This window comes from Paenibacillus pabuli NBRC 13638 (assembly GCF_001514495.1).
Lineage (GTDB): Bacteria > Bacillota > Bacilli > Paenibacillales > Paenibacillaceae > Paenibacillus > Paenibacillus pabuli.
On sequence record NZ_BCNM01000018.1, the window covers coordinates 1 to 16,868 of the forward strand.

The window sequence follows — 16,868 nt, forward strand, 5'->3', positions numbered from 1 at the left end:
CATGCGCAGGGCCCCGGCGGCGCACAGCAGCGCCGCCGCTGCAAGAGCTGCCACGAGCCATGGCTGCGCGGCAATGGCCCTTACGCGGGCGAGCAGCCATGCGCCCGCGCGAGCCACCCCGCCATCCGTCAGCGACGGGGTTACGGCGGACTGCTGCCCGCCAAGCGCAGCAGCACCTTGACCTTCACCCTGCGTCATGGTGAAGCCAGGGGTAGCCTCGAATGGCATCCAGCCCACGCCAGGGAAATACACTTCAACCCAGGAGTGTGCATCGCCCTGGGTTATGACGTATTGCCCGGAAACCGTTGGATCTGCTTCTCCAGGCCCGAACCCCTTAACCCAGCGTGCCGGGATACCCTCTGCACGCAGCAGCACAATCATGGCTGTTGAGAAATGATTGCAATACCCCTGCCGCGTGACAAATAGAAAATCGTCCACAAAATCCGTTCCGCGCGGCGGCATACGAGTATCCAGCGTATATGAGGCATGGTTGGCAAGGTACGACTTTACAGCTTGCACGGCATCATAACGGGTCTCACTTCCCTGAATGATTTCCTTGGCAAGAGCCTGTACGCGTCCGGGAAGCGTAGTTGGTAGCTGCAAATACGTTCTGCGAATTACAGCCGGATCTTTCATTTTGGACGTCTTCCCCAGCAGGCGTAGTTGTTCAGGAGTTGCCACAGGAATCATGACGTCAGCCGTATAACTTTTGACCGGTTGATCGTCATAAGTACCCGCCAGCCATAACGTTGCAGAATCTTCATTCGACAGCAGTAAACGTTTGTTCTTCTGGTGATCACTGTTCTTATCCTGTAATGCAAGCTGGAGTGGCATCCCACCTGTAAAGAGGGGATTTGGTCCTCTCCATTCTCGCTTCATCGTCACGGTTTGACGAATACGCTGCCAGTAGGTCGGATTTTCCCAACCATCGGCACGCACCAATCCGGATGGACTCGCCGTCTCAAAGCGCTGCGCCGGATCACTCCAGGTACTTCCGTTATAATATGAACGTGTCTCGCCCCGCCAATACGTGGCTTCCGGGCTTTTCGCCTCAAAAAAGAGGGTGTCTCCCTGGGTCAAAGGTGCCCCCATTGGTGCATCCGCTGTACTATATCCAGTAACGGCAGTTGCGGCAGGAATGCTTGCGTGCTGTGTATAGCCTGCCCAGTGGGCCAGCCGCTCACCCATCTGCTCAAGGGATATACGTTCCGGTGGAGGAATGGAAACCAGTTGACCAGGAATCGCCGAGAAAAGAATCATACATGCCGACACCGCAAGAGTTACCGTAGACCAGAGCACATAGGGACTGCGTCCGTAAATCGGAGTAGTCACTCCACCATTGAGGCGGAGCAGCTGCAGCATGGCCTGAATGAGCAAGATCCATAACACAGAGCGAATCACCGAAGCATATACATCCAGTCCGGCAAAAGATTCAAGCAACAGCAAATACACCAATGTTGCACTGCCAAACAGCATCACACTTCGTCGCAGCAGTACAAGCGATTGCACGGAAGTAATCAACATGCTCCAACCGCACATCATAAGCAAGCCTCTGGTTTCTACACTAATCGAGTGAAAACGCCAGGTATGGAAAAAACTGCCCATATCCGCTGCAAGTGTTGAAGGATATGTCACCGCCCACCCTGCGGGGTCAATTCCTCCGTACATCCAGCATAATGCTACCAAAGCAATACAGAGCCGGACCAGAATCCCCGTGATCCAGCCTGTTCGAAGCAACCCTGCGAGCAGGAGAGTCCCCGTCAATGCAGTCATCACGGACAAGAACCGTTCACTCCCCTGCTGACCTGATGACGTAACAGGATAAATCCACTCCAGGGACAAGACAAGCAAAATGGCAGAAACGAAAAATGTATACAGGACAGGTACTTTACCTTGTCCAATATGCTTCAAACCTGGACCAACTGTCTTGGGCTCTGCTATATAAGGGGAACGAACAGATTCGAATCTCGAACTGGTTAGGGGGCCTCTGTCTGCCACAGTGGCGTTCGCTTGATGAGTCCCATTAGGCTCCCACATCGGTTACCTCCGCCTTTCCCATGGAAGGTAGCGACCTGTCTGTGATCCACTGGATGTGCACCCCTCTGTGACGAAGCTGTTCCAAGTTATCCCGGTTAAATCCATTCTCGGAATTATGATATAACGGGCCTGGTGAGGAGGGCTGCACGGAATTTGAGACCCTGTTGGCAGCCAGATCGTCCACATGATGTAATCGATTCTCCTCCAAATGGCTTCCTAAAGGCGGCTTCAAGCGTGTGCGCGATAATTCTTCTTCAGCTGCAAGCCCGGTTAGCTGAATCTCTACCCGATATCCCCGTCCCGTTACTCTGGTTACCCAGTCTATCAGAGATTCATCCATTATCCCTGTGAGAACTACAATTCGTGACCCTAGTGCCAAGCTATCCAACATATCTGTGCGAATCGATGGAGAGACAGAGTGAACCTTGGATATTTGTGCCTGAGCCAGTCTGTCCAGTGCATGAGTATCCTCCGTCTGATGCAGGATGTTTTCTTGCCACTTCTCTTGTTGGTTAGAGGTACTACGCCCACCTTCCATCCACAGTTGATAAGCAATATGGTCCCGTTCTGCAGTATAAATCCAGCGGGCAGCTGCACGAACCGCATGTTCAAACGCGGGAGTGTCTCTCTTTTCCGACTGTCTCAACTCATATCCCGATGCACCTTCATATACCAATATACCGAGTGAGGCTGTATCCGATGTTTCGGGCAAAAAGGTCTGAAGCCGACCGGTTTTGGCCGTGCTCTTCCAGTGAATACGTCCCAGCGGGTCTCCCTGCTGATATTCACGATAATCCGGGCTGCGGTTCCCCTGACTGCTTCTCCGCTCAGACAGCGAATCTTCGCCCATTGCTGAGTATTCACCACAATTATTCTCGCTCCAGTCTGCAGCTTGGGGGACAACAATCAGGGGAGTATGAACCATTGTCTCTGCAGAGACCGTATTCCAACCGAAAACATCACCCCAGTACAGTTTGCCTGTCTCCCATCTGTACACACCTCTGCGCAGACCCGATAGTTCATATTGATACGTAAACTGACGCCGGGCTCCCGGGAAGATTAATTTGCGGTGTATACCAGCAGGGGTGTTCTCACACAAAATGATCCATAACAATGGCATACGGCAGTCGAATGCCAACTCCACCTGTACCCGCGCCTTTTCCCCTGCTGCAATCCGATTCGCTTGCATCTGCCGCCGAATGACAACATTGCGCGGGCCGAAGAAATGGAGAAGCATCCCGCTTGCAAGCATCAAGGCTGCCAGAATAGACAGAAACAGGGCCGCTCTTCCTCCATGCCATATATACAAAGTAGTAAAAGCAACTACCAAAACAACACACAGCACCCGTTGACCCAAGACAGTCATTGACGCCGTCCCCTTCCCTGGGACGCCATTTGTACAGGTACAGGCACCGATGTGAGAGCTTCCTGAATGACTTGCGCCTGGCCCCAAGCCTCCCCTCTATTCTGGGCCTTCAATTGAATACGATGGGAAAGGACAGGTACAGCCATCTCTTTGACATCATCGGGAATGACGTAACTGCGTCCCTGCAGGTAAGCGAATGATTGGGCAGCCACCATCCAGGCCAACGTTCCACGCGGGCTGATTCCCAGCCTTACTGCCGGATGACTTCGGGAGGCCACGGCAACAGCAACCAGATACTGCTTGACGACAGGATCGACATGGACCTGTTTTACTTCACGCTGCATGGCTGAGATCTCTTCCGCAAGCATGACCGGACGAAGCTCATCCAATAATTCTCTGCTGTACATCCGGGTTAACAGTTCCACTTCCTGCTCCGGTTCAGGATAGCCCAGCCCGATTTTCATGATAAATCGATCCAGCTGTGCTTCAGGCAAGCGGTAGGTACCCTCAAATTGCAGCGGATTCTGCGTCGCCAGCAAAAAGAACGGACGCGGCAAAGCATAGGTTGTGCCATCCACCGTAATGCGTCGTTCCTCCATCGCTTCCAGAAGTGCCGACTGGGTCCGGGGAGAAGCACGGTTGATTTCATCTGCCAGAACGATGTTGGACATAACAGGTCCTGGTCGAAATTTGAATTCGCCAGTATGCGGATGATACATCGATGTACCCGTCACATCTGCCGGCATCACGTCCGACGTAAACTGAATCCGCCCCAGGGAGCAATCCAGCGCGGAAGCGACGGCGCGAACCAGCATCGTTTTGCCTGTACCCGGTACATCTTCCAGAAGCACATGACCTCCACTGAGCATCGAAGTCAGCACATAACGAATCTCTTGTTTTTTGCCAACAATCACACTTTCAACTCGCTTCATAACTCTATTCAGCAATTCAACAGCATGCTCGTGTTCCATTCGGATATAAGTCATTTTCTTGATCTCCATCCTTCCATCCATCGGCATTCCTGAGCCATAGTAATCTATGATTCAGTGTTGCCCGGAAGTAGAGAGAATAGTCCTGCAAGAACGACTTTCTTCAGATCATTTTATAGATATACATGCTGTTTGCTGCTGCCAGAGGCATACTGGCTTTCACAATCCATTCTTTTTCGTTCACCTTCATGGATTGTACGTTAACACCCATGTGCTCCATCAACTCTCGCAGGGGAACCCAAGTCGTCCCTCCCTGGGTTTGTACGGCCCCCACTGTCCTCATGTCATCCACCTGGTCTGCACGCTTCGTTTTTAGCTCTCCGCTGATACTGTTTGCATGGATGATTCGGTCTTTCCATACCGCAGTAGCGGTTCTGGTCTCTGCATCCCAGCGGGCGCTGCTTCCGAACTTCTTCATAAAGGTCCGCAAAGGCACCATAATCCGCTGATCTTCCACGCGAAACTCCCCTGGTTTCAATGTGGCTGCCGCCAGACCCATTTCCACCTTTAGTTCCTTGCCCGCAAGCCAAAGATTGCTGTTCTCCTGCACGTGCTCTGCAATCCACGCCTTTCCCGGAGCCTTGCGGGACTTGTATTTCTCAGCGGGATGTACGCGGAATTGGACAGGCTGATCCGTGGCTTTCATCGTATCAAATCGATAGCCTTGATCGCGGTAATACTTGATGATACCCGGCAGTGCTTTTACCGTCTCGGCATGAGCGCCCCCATCGTGCATCAGTACAATGACAGAACGTGCTCCGGCTGGCACTTGGGTTGCGTTCGTCAGAATTTCTTTGGCCGGAACGCCTTTGCGTTTGGAGTCACCACTGTCTACATTCCAATCCATGACGGTATACCCGCCCTGTTTCAACAGATCAAAATAGCTCTGATCAAAATGCCCATAGGTCCCACCCGGTGCCCGGACCAGATTTGGACGAAATCCGGTAATTCGCTCCACTACGGCCTCTGTCTGTTTGATCTGCTTCCAGAACACTTTAAAATCACTGTACAGCTGTTCGTACTGATGATTAAATGTATGATTGCCCAGAGCATGTCCATCCTCTACAACGGAACGGATCATCTCCGGATAACGTTCTGCCTGCTCACCCAACACAAAAAATGTAGCCTGAACCTTCTCTTTACGCAAAATATCCAATACTTCACGGGTATGTTTGCCCGGTCCATCGTCAAAACTCAAATAGACTACTTTGTCCTGGAGATTCTTTTCTTTGGAGGCAGCCGCTACAAAGCCTGACCCAGAGGAAGCGTACGATGTGCCTGCATATGCAGCAAATACACACAGCAATACCATAATTCGAAGAATGAGAGCAGACCTTTTACCCGATAAAAATATATGTATTGGTGTTACCATGAATAAATCAACCTCCAGCGTCTCTAGTGAATTTGCTGATAGACTTCAGCAGATTTGTTAGAATTATATGGAGGATTCGCCGAAAAAAGACGCGATTTTGTTTTATATTTTTCACAATTTGGGATGGCCTGTGATTGATTCTTCGCTTCGGATTAGGTAGCATAATGGACAGGTAGGATCAGGAACGAAACACCATGGAGAGTAGTTAGGCTCCCACCCAGTCTGCAGGAGAGTGAAATCTATTGGAATTGCTTGAGAAGGTCCAGCATCTGTTTGGGTCCTACGGATACAGCGTTTTGTTTTTTGGCTTGCTGCTGGAATTTATCGCCCTTCCCTTTCCGGGAGAAACAACGATGGCTTACGCAGGATTCCTGTCCTACAAGGGACACCTGGATTTTGGTATACTCGCCATTCTGGCTTTTCTCGGAACAACGATTGGCATGACCATCACCTATTTTATTGGAGCCAAAGCAGGTCTGCCGTTTATTACACGGTATGGAAAATGGTTTCTGATGAAGCAGGACAAGCTCGATAAGACACAAAAGTGGTTTGCCAAGTATGGCAATGCCCTGATTTTTATTGGTTATTTCATTCCTGGTATAAGGCATTTCACCGGATATTTCGCCGGAATAGCTGCTGTTCCCTTTCGCAAATTCGCATTATACGCCTATTCAGGCGCGCTGTTCTGGGTATTGTTATTTCTCGGTATTGGCAAAATATTCGGACCCCAGTGGAACGCCGTGTTCCACCTGGCACATCAATATGCAGCGTACATCGCGGCGGGTATTGGACTGCTGCTGATTGCAGCGATATTGTACCGTTATCGAAAAGCCTGGACAGCGAGATCCCTGCGTAAGCCAGCTCCTGTTCGTCAAAGACAAAAGTAAACCAAAAGTCCGGATTACGGATGTTTGATGTTTCTAATTTGAGAGATGTTTCAACTGTATATAGGATAAGCAAGGAGCTGCGTACAAGTCGCACTCCTTTTTTCATATTCATTTGTCCATGCGTCTGATATTAAAAGCCTCACGGGCCCTTAGCCATCCATATGATGTCAGCAATACAGCAATGGCTGCGAAACCCAAACCTCCTGCAAATCCTAGCGTTCGCGGTTCTACCACCTCCAATAATAAACCCGCACCAAACATGGACAATCCCAGCATACAACTGCTGCATGCCGTCACCAATCCAAAGATGAGTCCACGATACTTCTTAGGCGTTTCACGCATCAATAATGTATCCAGACAGGTATTGCCTACGCCTGACATGAGCGCAAGCAGAACGTAGATCAGGGAAGCAAGCCATGGTTGAGCCGCAATACTCAGCAGCATAAGCAGCCCTCCTTCTACCAGCAGGCATACGATTACACCAGGAAGTAACCAGTGCTGGAAATAACGAGAACACCAGCTGCTCAATACCAGGCCCGTTCCGAGTGCAGCATAGAACATGCCTACTCCCCAATCCCCCAGCGCAAACACTTCAATCGCATACACACTGATCAATACATTATCGATTCCGTTTATGACCGGAACCCATAACTCAAACAGGATGATCATCTGTAATACTACAGAAGACCGAACCAGCCGCCAGATTACAGAAGAAACATGAACTTCACCCTGGTCGCGAGTAATCCCTGAAGTATGATCAGAGGTCACACTGGCTGAGACACTGGTTGAACGCTCTCCATTTTCAATTGAAATCTCACCGGATTCAGCATCCCTTTCTGATGGAAATGAAATTTTACGGATCACCATAGCTGCTGTTAGGAAACACAATGCATTGGTTATAAAAGCGGCCTGAGGTCCCATCATGGATGAAGTAATTCCTCCAATTAAAGCACCAACAATGAGCACCGTTCCATTCATCACCTGTTCAAGCCCATTAATCCGGAGCAGATTACCCGGCTGTACGAGCAGTGGTATTCCTGATTTGCGAACCGGTGCATAGAGGGCCTCCGCACAAGCAAGTAAAGTACTGACGGTGTACAGAATCCACAAATCATCCGCATGATTGACAAACAAATAGCTCAAGGCAAGAGGAACTCTCAACAAATTGGTCATTAGCATAATCGTTCGCCTTGAAAAATGCATGGTCAACAAGCCCCCTGCGGGGGCAAGCACCAGAAACGGAAGCACACGAAGTCCAAGCACAAGTCCTACGGCCAGTCCAGATCCTGTGATACTCAGAATTAATGAAAGCACGGCGATCTGGGAAAACCGATCCCCGATGCCGTTGACCATTCCCGCAATGAAAATCCTGCGGTACCCCGGCTCCTTTTGCAGCAAAGACAGCATGGAAAATCCGAATAACATGAACAATCCTCTTTTCGTTTTATTAGACACTTATCTAATTAGATATTATTCTAATATATAAGAATTGGCAATCTTCTTTTTCGCCCAAGGATATTCAATATCACTTTTCGTGATAATCCGGATTCATCCAGGTCATACTAATTTGCAATTATAGGGTGTAGAGGGGGTGAAGGAATGAGTACAGCAGAGCAGCACAATCCGAGTCAAAGTACAAAAAAAATATCTCCGGATCTTACGGAAAATACCGATTACTGCAAGAAGGTGATGGGGAACAGCAAAGACCTGATGATTCGTCCTCTGCAATGTCTGCACAAATGGTCTTCTGTCATGTTGTACATTGATGGAATGGTAGATGTACAGATTGTTAATCATTCCATCCTTGAATCCTTGTTACAGACCCGTGAGCTGCCTGACTTTTCGGCGGATAATGAACATCTGAGCTATCTCCAGAACGATGTTCTGGTGGCCAGCAATGTGCTCTTGATCGATGAGATGAAAGAGGTCCTCGATGCTCTTCTGGCAGGCTTTGTCGTGGTACTCCTTGAAGGATCGAATCAGGGCTTGAAAATTGCAGCTGCGGGCTGGGAAGACCGCGCCGTCGGTGAACCTATTTCCCAGACGGTTGTTCGCGGTCCGATGGAAGGCTTTAATGAAAATTTGCGAACGAATACCAGCTTGATACGCAAACGAATTCGCGACCCCCATCTTTGGATCGAAGAAAGGGAGATTGGTCGAGTCACCAACACCAGGATAGCGGTAGTCTATCTGGAACATATCGTCGATCAGGAGGTCGTCAAAGAACTTCGGCGCAGGCTTGATGGGATTGATATTGACTCCATTCTGGAAAGCGGATATATCGAGGAGCTCGTGCAGGACAAGACAGGCACAATTTTCCCTACAGTCTATAATAGCGAGCGGCCAGACACCGTCTGTGCTGCCCTGCTTGAAGGCCGGGTGGCCATTATTATAGATGGTACTCCTTTCGTGCTGCTGGTGCCGGCCCTGTTTGTTCATTTCTTTCAGTCTCCTGAAGATTATTACCAGCGGGCCGATATTAGTTCATTGATTCGAATGATTCGTTATCTGGCCTTCTTTATCGCGTTACTTGCCCCATCCTTTTATATTGCCATTACTACCTTTCATCAGGAGATGCTGCCTACCAACCTGCTCATTAGCCTGGCAGCTCAGCGTGAAGGGGTCCCATTCCCGGCATTCATAGAAGCCATCTTGATGGAGCTGACCTATGAAATTTTGCGGGAAGCGGGCATCCGGATTCCAAAGACTGTCGGTCAGGCCGTTTCCATTGTCGGTACCCTTGTTATTGGTCAGGCCGCTGTAGATGCAGGCGTTGTATCGGCTGCCATGGTTATCATCGTATCCATTACAGCGATATCCAGTTATGTCATCCCGGAAAATGGATTGTCCATCTCTGTGCGAATTCTGCGTTTTGTTCTGATGATCTTGGCTGCTGCCTTCGGATTCTACGGCATTCTGATCGTTCTGCTGATCACTGTAACTCATCTATGCAGTTTAAGGTCTTTTGGCGTGTCATATATGTCCCCGTTTGCGCCTTATATCGGGAAAGATCTCAAAGATACCCTGTTCCGCGTGCCTTGGACCCGGATGAAGACCCGTCCTCTTTCTACCGGAACGCCAAACAAAACCAGACAGGCAAACCAAAAAACAAAACGATAATCGGTAAGGAGAACGTGTATGAACAAATGTCTACAATTGATTCTGTCTTTTGCCGTTCTGCTCCCTCTCCTTACCGGATGCTGGGATCGACAGGAACTCAATGAGCTCGGCATCATGCTGGGACTGGGTGTGGACAAGGATGGTGAAATGATTAAGGTGACCGCTCAAGTGGTTGTGCCCAATGAAGTATCTTCCAAATCAGGAGGAGGTAAAGGGACCCCTGTGACGCAGTACCAAGCATCTGCCCCAACATTGTTTGAAGCGATGCAAAAATTAACGCAATCTAGTCCCCGCCGTATCTTTATGGCGCATATTCGCGTAATGGTCATTGGTGAAGAATATGCCCGGAAAGTCGGTATTTATGATGTAACTGAAGCTCTAATGCGGGAACCTACGGTACGCCCTGACTACTATGTCATGGTGGCCCGAAATACAACGGCTGCCAAAGTGCTGGATGTGTTAACGCCACTTGAGAACTTGCCGGCAGAGAAGTTGTTTAATTCACTGGATGTATCCTCCAAAATCTGGTCACCCACGACAACCGTTACCGGAGATCAGTTAATGGAATATATGATTGCTCCCGGCATACAGCCTGTAATAACCGGCGTGGAGATTGTTGGTCCTCAGAAGAAAAGCGGAAGCAAGGATAATATTTCAACCATCGATTCTCCCGCCAGCCTGAATTCAACCGGACTTTCCGTATTCAGAAAGGACAAGCTGGTTGGCTGGCTGACGGAGGATGAGTCCAAGGGATATAACTATATCCGAGACAATGTGAAATCCACCATTGGACATCTTCCTTGCCGAAAAGGTGGGAACGTGACCTTCAAAACCCTGCGCTCAACAACCAAACGCAAAGCAAAAGTCGTTGCCGGTCATCCTGTGATCAGCATCAAAATCAAAAATGTGTCCTCCATCGGTGCTGTGGAATGCGGAATCAAGATTGGTTCCATGGACGTTCTCAAGGAACTGGAGCGGGACAATGAGGAGCGGCTTGTGGATCTGATGCAAGAATCCATCAAATCAGTGCAGCGCAAGTTCCATGTTGATATTTTCGGATTTGGACAAGAGGTCTATCACGCGGACCCTGCCTTCTTTAAAAAAGTGGAGAAAGACTGGGATAGCTATCTTGAACATCTGGATGTGCATTACGATGTTAATGTGCAAATCAAGCGTGTAGGGACACTGGATGATTCGTTCAAAAATGAACTCAGGGAGTGAACGGGATGTTGCTTACACTTGGCGTCATTGTAACTGCTGGGCTTATCGGGTGGTTCGATCTTCCTGCCCTCATACGAAGCAAGGAATGGAAAGAAATAGCTGTATACAGTACCTTGCTTCTGCTGGCTACCTTCTTAAGTGTCATTGCAGCAAACTTGTGGGAATTCCCGAGTCCCCTATATCTCATCATATGGATCTATGAACCTGTAAATCAATTTCTGGCACATCTGACTGGAACTTAGGAAAAGGAGAGGGACACTATGCTGGAGCAGGGCCGGATTGGAACACGACAATTGTCCACTCTCATTTTCATGATGGTCGTCGGGGATATGATGCTGATCTATCCCTCGGTTATCACTTCCTATGCCAATCAAGATGCCTGGATATGCGCTCTTGTCGGTGTCCCTCTCGGAATGGCCCTCATGCTTCTGTTTTTGAAGCTGTGCAGTCTTTATCCGGAGAAAAATCTGATACAGATTTCACGAAGTATTCTGGGATTTTGGCCAGGCACGCTTGTCTCCATTTTTTATCTTTTCTTTTTTGTGGTAGGCACCTCCACACACATCCGGGAAGTCGGAGATTTCATCACCTCACAAATTTTTCAGTACACTCCGCTTCGCGTCATTGCTCTGATGTTTGTTGTTGCGCTTGGCTGGGGAGTATACCATGGGCTGGAAACGATGGGACGAAGCAGTGAATTGCTCATGCCAGTCCTTATTGTGTTTATTCTTGTGCTTACATTCTGTCTGCTGCCCCAGGTTGATCCCAACAATTTGAAGCCTGCTACAGATACGGGTGTGGTCTCGATCCTGCAAGGGATCCTCGTTAGTATCATATACCCCGTAGGCGAACTGATTCCCATCATGATGATTGTCCCCTACACGTTGAATCAGGCACACCGCACTCGGGATGTTCTCGCTGCTGCAGGGCTCGGCAACCTGATCCTGGTAGCACTCGTTACCATCTCTCTGCTGGTTCTGGGTGCTTTCCTTACACAGCATAATATTTATGCTTCTTTTACTTTATCTCAAAAGATTAATATCGGCGGTTTTTTCGAGCGCATTGAAGCGATTATGGCCTCTTCCTGGCTTATCTCTACATATTTCAAAGCCATGGTGTATATGTATGCATTTGTTTTGGGAACCGCAGAACTGTTCAAGCTCAAGCAGTACCGCATGCTGATCCTCCCGACATCCCTGTTGGTCTTTGGCCTTGCCAATCTGGTCTCGCCCAGTTTGACTTTCATCGTCATTACGGTCGTTCCGTACTGGGTAGATTGGGACACCACTTTAAGCATTATTTTGCCTGGGTTGTTATTGTTGGTGCACATGTTCAAAAAGCGCTGGAAAACCAAGTCTTCCGGATAACAGTGCTTCTATAAGGTATCGATCAGAAGGGAGGATAGAGACCATGATCATTAAAGATAAAATCAGCATTCGGCAATTTACCTTGCTTACCTTTCTTGTCATGGTGGGAGATATGATTCTGATTTATCCGTCTTTGGTCACTGCTTTGGGTAAAAATGATGCATGGTTATGCTCTATCCTCGGCCAGCCCATCGGTCTGTTCATTATTTGGATTCTGTACAAACTCCATCAGACATTTCCGGATCTTTCTCTAATTGAAATCATTAGAAAGCTGCTTGGCCTATGGGCAGGCTCGGTCCTATCCGCTGGTTACCTGTTCTATTTCGCCATAGGTGCAGCCGTCTGTATCCGTGAGGTTGGAGACTTTATGACTACCCAGATTTACCTCCAGACTCCCATTCGTGTCATCTTGATTATGCTCATATGCTCTCTGATCTGGGGCCTTAGGAAAGGTTTGCAGCCCATGGCAGCCAGCATTGAAATGCTGACCCCTGTTGTTGTTGTCTTTATGCTTCTCCTGTTCATGGGGCTTTTGCCCAAAATAGACGGTTCACATCTGCAACCTTTCTTGAGCGTCAAGTGGACACATCTGATTGAAGCAGTGGTCCGTGGAGCTTTCACTTCATTCGGTGAGCTGATCGTACTTACCATGGTTCTTCCTTATGTAATGAAAGGGCCAAATGTTAAACGTGATATGCTGCTCGCCACTTTAATGGGAGGTTTGCTTCTCAGTGTGCTGTTACTGTTCTCCCTGCTCGTGGTGGGGCCATTCATGACCCAGCATGATATTTATATTTCATATGCCCTGTCCCAGAAAATTAATATCGGTAATTTTTTTGAACGCATTGAAGCTCTCATGGCTACTGCATGGTTAATTGCAACTTATTTCAAAAGCCTGCTGTATATGTTTGCATTTGTTATTGGACTAGCTCACCTGTTCCAGTTGAAAACCTATAAACCCCTTATATTACCTTCAAACTTGCTCATGTTTTCATTGTCTATTCTGATCTCTCCAAATGTCATTTTCTACACCAATACCATTATGCCCGAGTGGGTGGATTGGGACATGACCGTAGGTTTCATCATCCCCCTGTTCCTTTTGCTGGTTCATCGTATACGCTTTGGCAAGAGCAAAAAAGGTCAAACCAGACCAGAACGGTTACACACATGAACATGTGGCATAAATCCATAAAGCCTTTTGCAATTCGCGAGAAATAGACCCACCATGCCCTATTACAAATTGAAAAAGTATAACATAAAAAGGCTGTGTTCCACGGTAAATTCCGCGAGCACAGCCCTTCGCATGAAGTGAACACATTGTTCCTATATGGAGAGAACAGGCACATTCCCTTTTCTACAATTCCTTTACAGCCTCAAGTGCTGCTTCGATATGTCCTTTAACTCGTACCTTCAGCCACGACTTCAGTAGAACACCCTCCTCATCAATGAGAAACGTGGAGCGTACCACACCCATATACTCCTTGCCATACAACTTCTTGAGCTGCCATACGCCGTATTGCTCGGCTACCTGATGCTCTTCGTCTGACAACAGAATGAATGGCAAGCCGTATTTGGCAATGAATTTATCGTGTCGTGTCATCGGATCGGTGCTGACGCCCAAAATAACGGTATTCAATCCCTTGAACTCCTCGTGGCGATCACGAAAATCACATGCCTCCTGCGTACAGGACGAAGTCATATCCTTCGGGTAAAAATAAAGCAGTACCCGCTGCCCGCGATAATCCGACAGCTTCACCGTATCTCCCGTACTCGACGGGAGCTCAAAATCTGGAGCGAGCTGGCCTTCAGTTAATGTCATCTCAATTCCTCCTCATCCTCATCTTCCTTTCACAAGGAATTCGGTTATGATCCTGCTCCGCGATACTTCTTTACACCGTAATTCCACAGCAGGAGACCAATGGAGCCAAATACGATCCCTACCACAGGTGTCAGCATCGCCATGCGGTGCATCTCCGATCGCTCCAGGAACAGCGCTGCCGGATAGATCCCTACGAAGGCAAACGGAATGACCCATGTTAACAGAACCTGAATCGCACGGTTATAGATCGTTACCGGATAACGTCCATATCCCTGAATGTTGTACATTAATGGCAGGATACCTGTAGGCGCGTCCGAATAAAAAGACAACGACGTCAAGGTGATATAGATGCCTGCGTAGATTAATACGGAGCTAAGAGCAAGAATAATGAGGGCCGGGATATGCCACCACTCCAGCATGAGTCCCATCTCCGCACCGCTGATGCCCATGATAACCAGGCCGATAAACGAACCTACAAGCGCAGGCGGGTCCACATTTTCAAGTAAAATCTGGAACAGGTTATGCGCCGGACGGGTCAATATGCGATCCATCTCACCTTTGACAATATACCGCTCGCTGAACCCCCACAAATTGATAAAACAACTGAAGATGCCGTAAGGCACCATAAAATATCCATAAACAAAAAGGACTTCGCTCTCACTCCAGCCGCCCAGATTATCCGTATGTCTGAATACGACAAAAATAAAGATCAGGTTCGTTGCCTGGAACAACAGATCCGACAGGATTTCCACCCAGAAGTCGGCACGGTACGTGAGCCTGGTTTTCATATAGTTCTTCAAATATTCCCAGATCAAACCTATATAGTACATTACATTACCCTCCTTGCACGAACAGACGCTTGCGCGCCTGACGCCAGATCAGCATCATCGGAACGAGCAGTATGACAAACCAGAACACCTGAATGCCGAGTACGCTCCAAATGCCTGTACCTTCCACTCTTCCGGTGAAAACCGAGCCGGGCAGATACGTAATGGCCTGAAAAGGCAATACCTTCATCACTGCAGACATCCACCCTGGATACAGGCTGATCGGGATAATCAGACCGGAGAACAAATCGACCACAACGCGTTTCATGCGCATCATGCCTTCATTATTTTCCACAAAAAATGCCGCCAGTCCCGTTATAACATTAATCTGCGAGTTAATGAGAAAACTGAAGAACAGCATGACCAGAAAGCCAATCCACGCGGACGGCGCCGTAGGAAGTTCAACCGGGAACAACAGAATGGCAATGAGCATTCCAGGAATCATGAGCAGCAGGAAACGGAAAATACCTTCGCCCAGACCCTGCATCATTTTGACCATGACATAGTTGATCGGCCTGATGAATTGAATGGCAATGGAGCCATCGCGAATGTCCGCGGCGATCTCCCGGTCCAGGTTGTTAAAATAAAACGCACGCGCCATCCACGATACCGCCACATATGTCGTCATCTGAGCTGCCGTAAACCCGCCCAGCTCACCACTACTGCCGTAAATCGCTTGCCACGTAAAGTAATACACGCCGATATTCAGCGTATATATCAAAATGCCGGAATAATAATTCACCCGGTATGCAAGCATCGTCAGAAACCGGATGCGCATAAAATCAAAAAATGCACTATTCATCTTAGGATACACCCACCGCTTCGTTCCCTGCGCCCACAATCTCGGGACGCTCGGCGGAACCGGATTGATAAATACTGCGCACGATCTCATCCGTGTTAATCTCAATAATCTGAATATCGGTAATATCTGCCTGTCCAACCACACGTCCAAGCACATCCGACACATTGAGTTCAAGCGGAATCCAGACCGATGCGGACAGTTCGTTCTCCATTGTCCAGCGAACAGGCAGTGCAGCAGTCCATTCCAGCATTTGTTCCATGGTATGACCCGTTCCAAACTTGAATCGGATTTCCCGTTCCTTCCCCCATTGGGACTTCAGGTGATCCAGACCGCCATCATAGATGATATGGCCTGCATCAAGCATAATGACTCTTGAACACAGCGCTTCGATGTCCTGCAGATCGTGGGTCGTCAGCAAAATGGTTGTTCCGTGTTCTTTATTCATGTCTTTCAGGAATTCACGAATTTCCGATTTCACGACAATATCCAGACCGATGGTTGGCTCATCCAGAAAAACAATATCCGGATTGTGCAGCAGCGCAGCAACCAGCTCACAGCGCATACGCTGTCCAAGACTGAGCTTGCGAACCGGACGGTTCAGCAGTTCCGTAAGCTGCAACCGCTCCACCAGTTCATCCAGCCGTTTACGAAAATCAACCTCTCCTACCCGATATACCTTGCGCAGCAGATGGAAGGACTCAATGACACCGATATCCCACCATAGTTGGCTGCGTTGACCAAAAACGACACCAATATTCTGTACAAACTTCTCCCGTTCCAAATACGGAACATATCCACCAACCGATATTTGCCCTGAAGTAGGCACCAAAATGCCGGTCAACATCTTGATCGTAGTTGATTTACCGGCACCGTTCTCCCCAATATATCCGCATATTTCGCCTTGCGGAATCTGAAATGAAATATCATTTACAGCCAATACCTCCTGGTATTGACGTGCAAACAGGTCCTGGAATGCGCCCTTAAGTCCGCCTCGACTTTTCTGGACACTAAACGACTTGCGTAAATCTTTGACATCAATCGCCAGCATGATTATACCTCAC

General features: G+C 48.6%; 15 protein-coding genes. 6 read left to right on the plus strand and 9 right to left on the minus strand.

The features are described 5' to 3' along the window. The 4 genes from PPA03S_RS22300 to PPA03S_RS22315 all read right to left on the minus strand — a co-directional run. Positions 1 to 2,037 (minus strand): transglutaminase TgpA family protein (locus PPA03S_RS22300; protein ID WP_062326184.1); only part of this gene is annotated, 2,037 nt, incomplete at its 3' end. Continuing rightward, entirely contained in the window at positions 2,024 to 3,403 is a 1,380-nt protein-coding gene (locus PPA03S_RS22305) for a DUF58 domain-containing protein (protein WP_062326185.1), read from the minus strand. The genes PPA03S_RS22300 and PPA03S_RS22305, both read right to left, overlap by 14 nt. Continuing rightward, entirely contained in the window at positions 3,400 to 4,374 is a 975-nt protein-coding gene (locus tag PPA03S_RS22310; protein WP_245683703.1) for an AAA family ATPase, read from the minus strand. The genes PPA03S_RS22305 and PPA03S_RS22310 overlap by 4 nt, the downstream gene beginning before the upstream one ends. 121 nt (positions 4,375 to 4,495) lie before the next feature. Next, positions 4,496 to 5,764 (minus strand): polysaccharide deacetylase family protein, encoded by a 1,269-nt coding sequence (locus PPA03S_RS22315; RefSeq protein ID WP_062326187.1) that lies wholly within the window; start codon positions 5,762 to 5,764, stop codon positions 4,496 to 4,498. Positions 5,765 to 6,006: 242 nt separating this feature from the next. On the opposite strand from PPA03S_RS22315, the gene PPA03S_RS22320 reads away from it, so the two are divergent. Next, positions 6,007 to 6,651, plus strand: coding sequence for a DedA family protein (locus PPA03S_RS22320; RefSeq protein ID WP_062326188.1), 645 nt, complete (start codon positions 6,007 to 6,009; stop codon positions 6,649 to 6,651). Positions 6,652 to 6,759: 108 nt separating this feature from the next. Here the strand turns inward: PPA03S_RS22320 and PPA03S_RS22325 are convergent, their stop codons facing one another. Next, entirely contained in the window at positions 6,760 to 8,076 is a 1,317-nt protein-coding gene (locus tag PPA03S_RS22325; RefSeq protein WP_062326189.1) for an MFS transporter, read from the minus strand. Positions 8,077 to 8,250: 174 nt separating this feature from the next. Between PPA03S_RS22325 and PPA03S_RS22330 the strand changes: the two genes are divergently transcribed. Genes PPA03S_RS22330 through PPA03S_RS22350 form a run of 5 tightly spaced genes read left to right on the plus strand, consistent with a single transcriptional unit; the run spans position 8,251 to position 13,530 of the window. Further along, positions 8,251 to 9,771: a spore germination protein gene (locus PPA03S_RS22330; protein WP_062326190.1), complete on the plus strand. Its 1,521-nt coding sequence runs from the start codon at positions 8,251 to 8,253 to the stop codon at positions 9,769 to 9,771. An 18-nt stretch (positions 9,772 to 9,789) separates the two neighbouring features. Beyond that, the gene (locus PPA03S_RS22335; RefSeq protein WP_062326191.1) at positions 9,790 to 10,992 is read left to right on the plus strand and encodes a Ger(x)C family spore germination protein; all 1,203 of its coding nucleotides are present in this window, start codon (positions 9,790 to 9,792) and stop codon (positions 10,990 to 10,992) included. 5 nt (positions 10,993 to 10,997) lie between these two features. Then, positions 10,998 to 11,234, plus strand: coding sequence for a hypothetical protein (locus tag PPA03S_RS22340; RefSeq protein ID WP_062326192.1), 237 nt, complete (start codon positions 10,998 to 11,000; stop codon positions 11,232 to 11,234). Between the two features lie 18 nt (positions 11,235 to 11,252). Continuing rightward, the gene (locus tag PPA03S_RS22345; protein WP_062326193.1) at positions 11,253 to 12,359 is read left to right on the plus strand and encodes a GerAB/ArcD/ProY family transporter; all 1,107 of its coding nucleotides are present in this window, start codon (positions 11,253 to 11,255) and stop codon (positions 12,357 to 12,359) included. A 43-nt stretch (positions 12,360 to 12,402) separates the two neighbouring features. After that, a complete protein-coding gene (locus PPA03S_RS22350) occupies positions 12,403 to 13,530 on the plus strand; it encodes a GerAB/ArcD/ProY family transporter (RefSeq protein WP_062326194.1) in 1,128 nt (375 codons plus the stop codon). Positions 13,531 to 13,713: 183 nt separating this feature from the next. Here PPA03S_RS22350 and bcp read toward each other — a convergent pair whose 3' ends face one another. The 4 genes from bcp to PPA03S_RS22370 are packed head-to-tail and all read right to left on the minus strand — an operon-like array spanning position 13,714 to position 16,855. Next, the gene (gene bcp, locus PPA03S_RS22355; RefSeq protein ID WP_062326195.1) at positions 13,714 to 14,178 is read right to left on the minus strand and encodes a thioredoxin-dependent thiol peroxidase; all 465 of its coding nucleotides are present in this window, start codon (positions 14,176 to 14,178) and stop codon (positions 13,714 to 13,716) included. A gap of 44 nt (positions 14,179 to 14,222) precedes the next feature. Beyond that, the gene (locus PPA03S_RS22360) at positions 14,223 to 15,008 is read right to left on the minus strand and encodes an ABC transporter permease (protein ID WP_062326196.1); all 786 of its coding nucleotides are present in this window, start codon (positions 15,006 to 15,008) and stop codon (positions 14,223 to 14,225) included. 4 nt (positions 15,009 to 15,012) lie between these two features. Then, positions 15,013 to 15,807, minus strand: coding sequence for an ABC transporter permease (locus PPA03S_RS22365; RefSeq protein WP_062326197.1), 795 nt, complete (start codon positions 15,805 to 15,807; stop codon positions 15,013 to 15,015). 1 nt (position 15,808) lies between these two features. Next, positions 15,809 to 16,855 (minus strand): ABC transporter ATP-binding protein, encoded by a 1,047-nt coding sequence (locus PPA03S_RS22370; RefSeq protein WP_062326198.1) that lies wholly within the window; start codon positions 16,853 to 16,855, stop codon positions 15,809 to 15,811. Between the last annotated feature and the right edge of the window lie 13 nt (positions 16,856 to 16,868).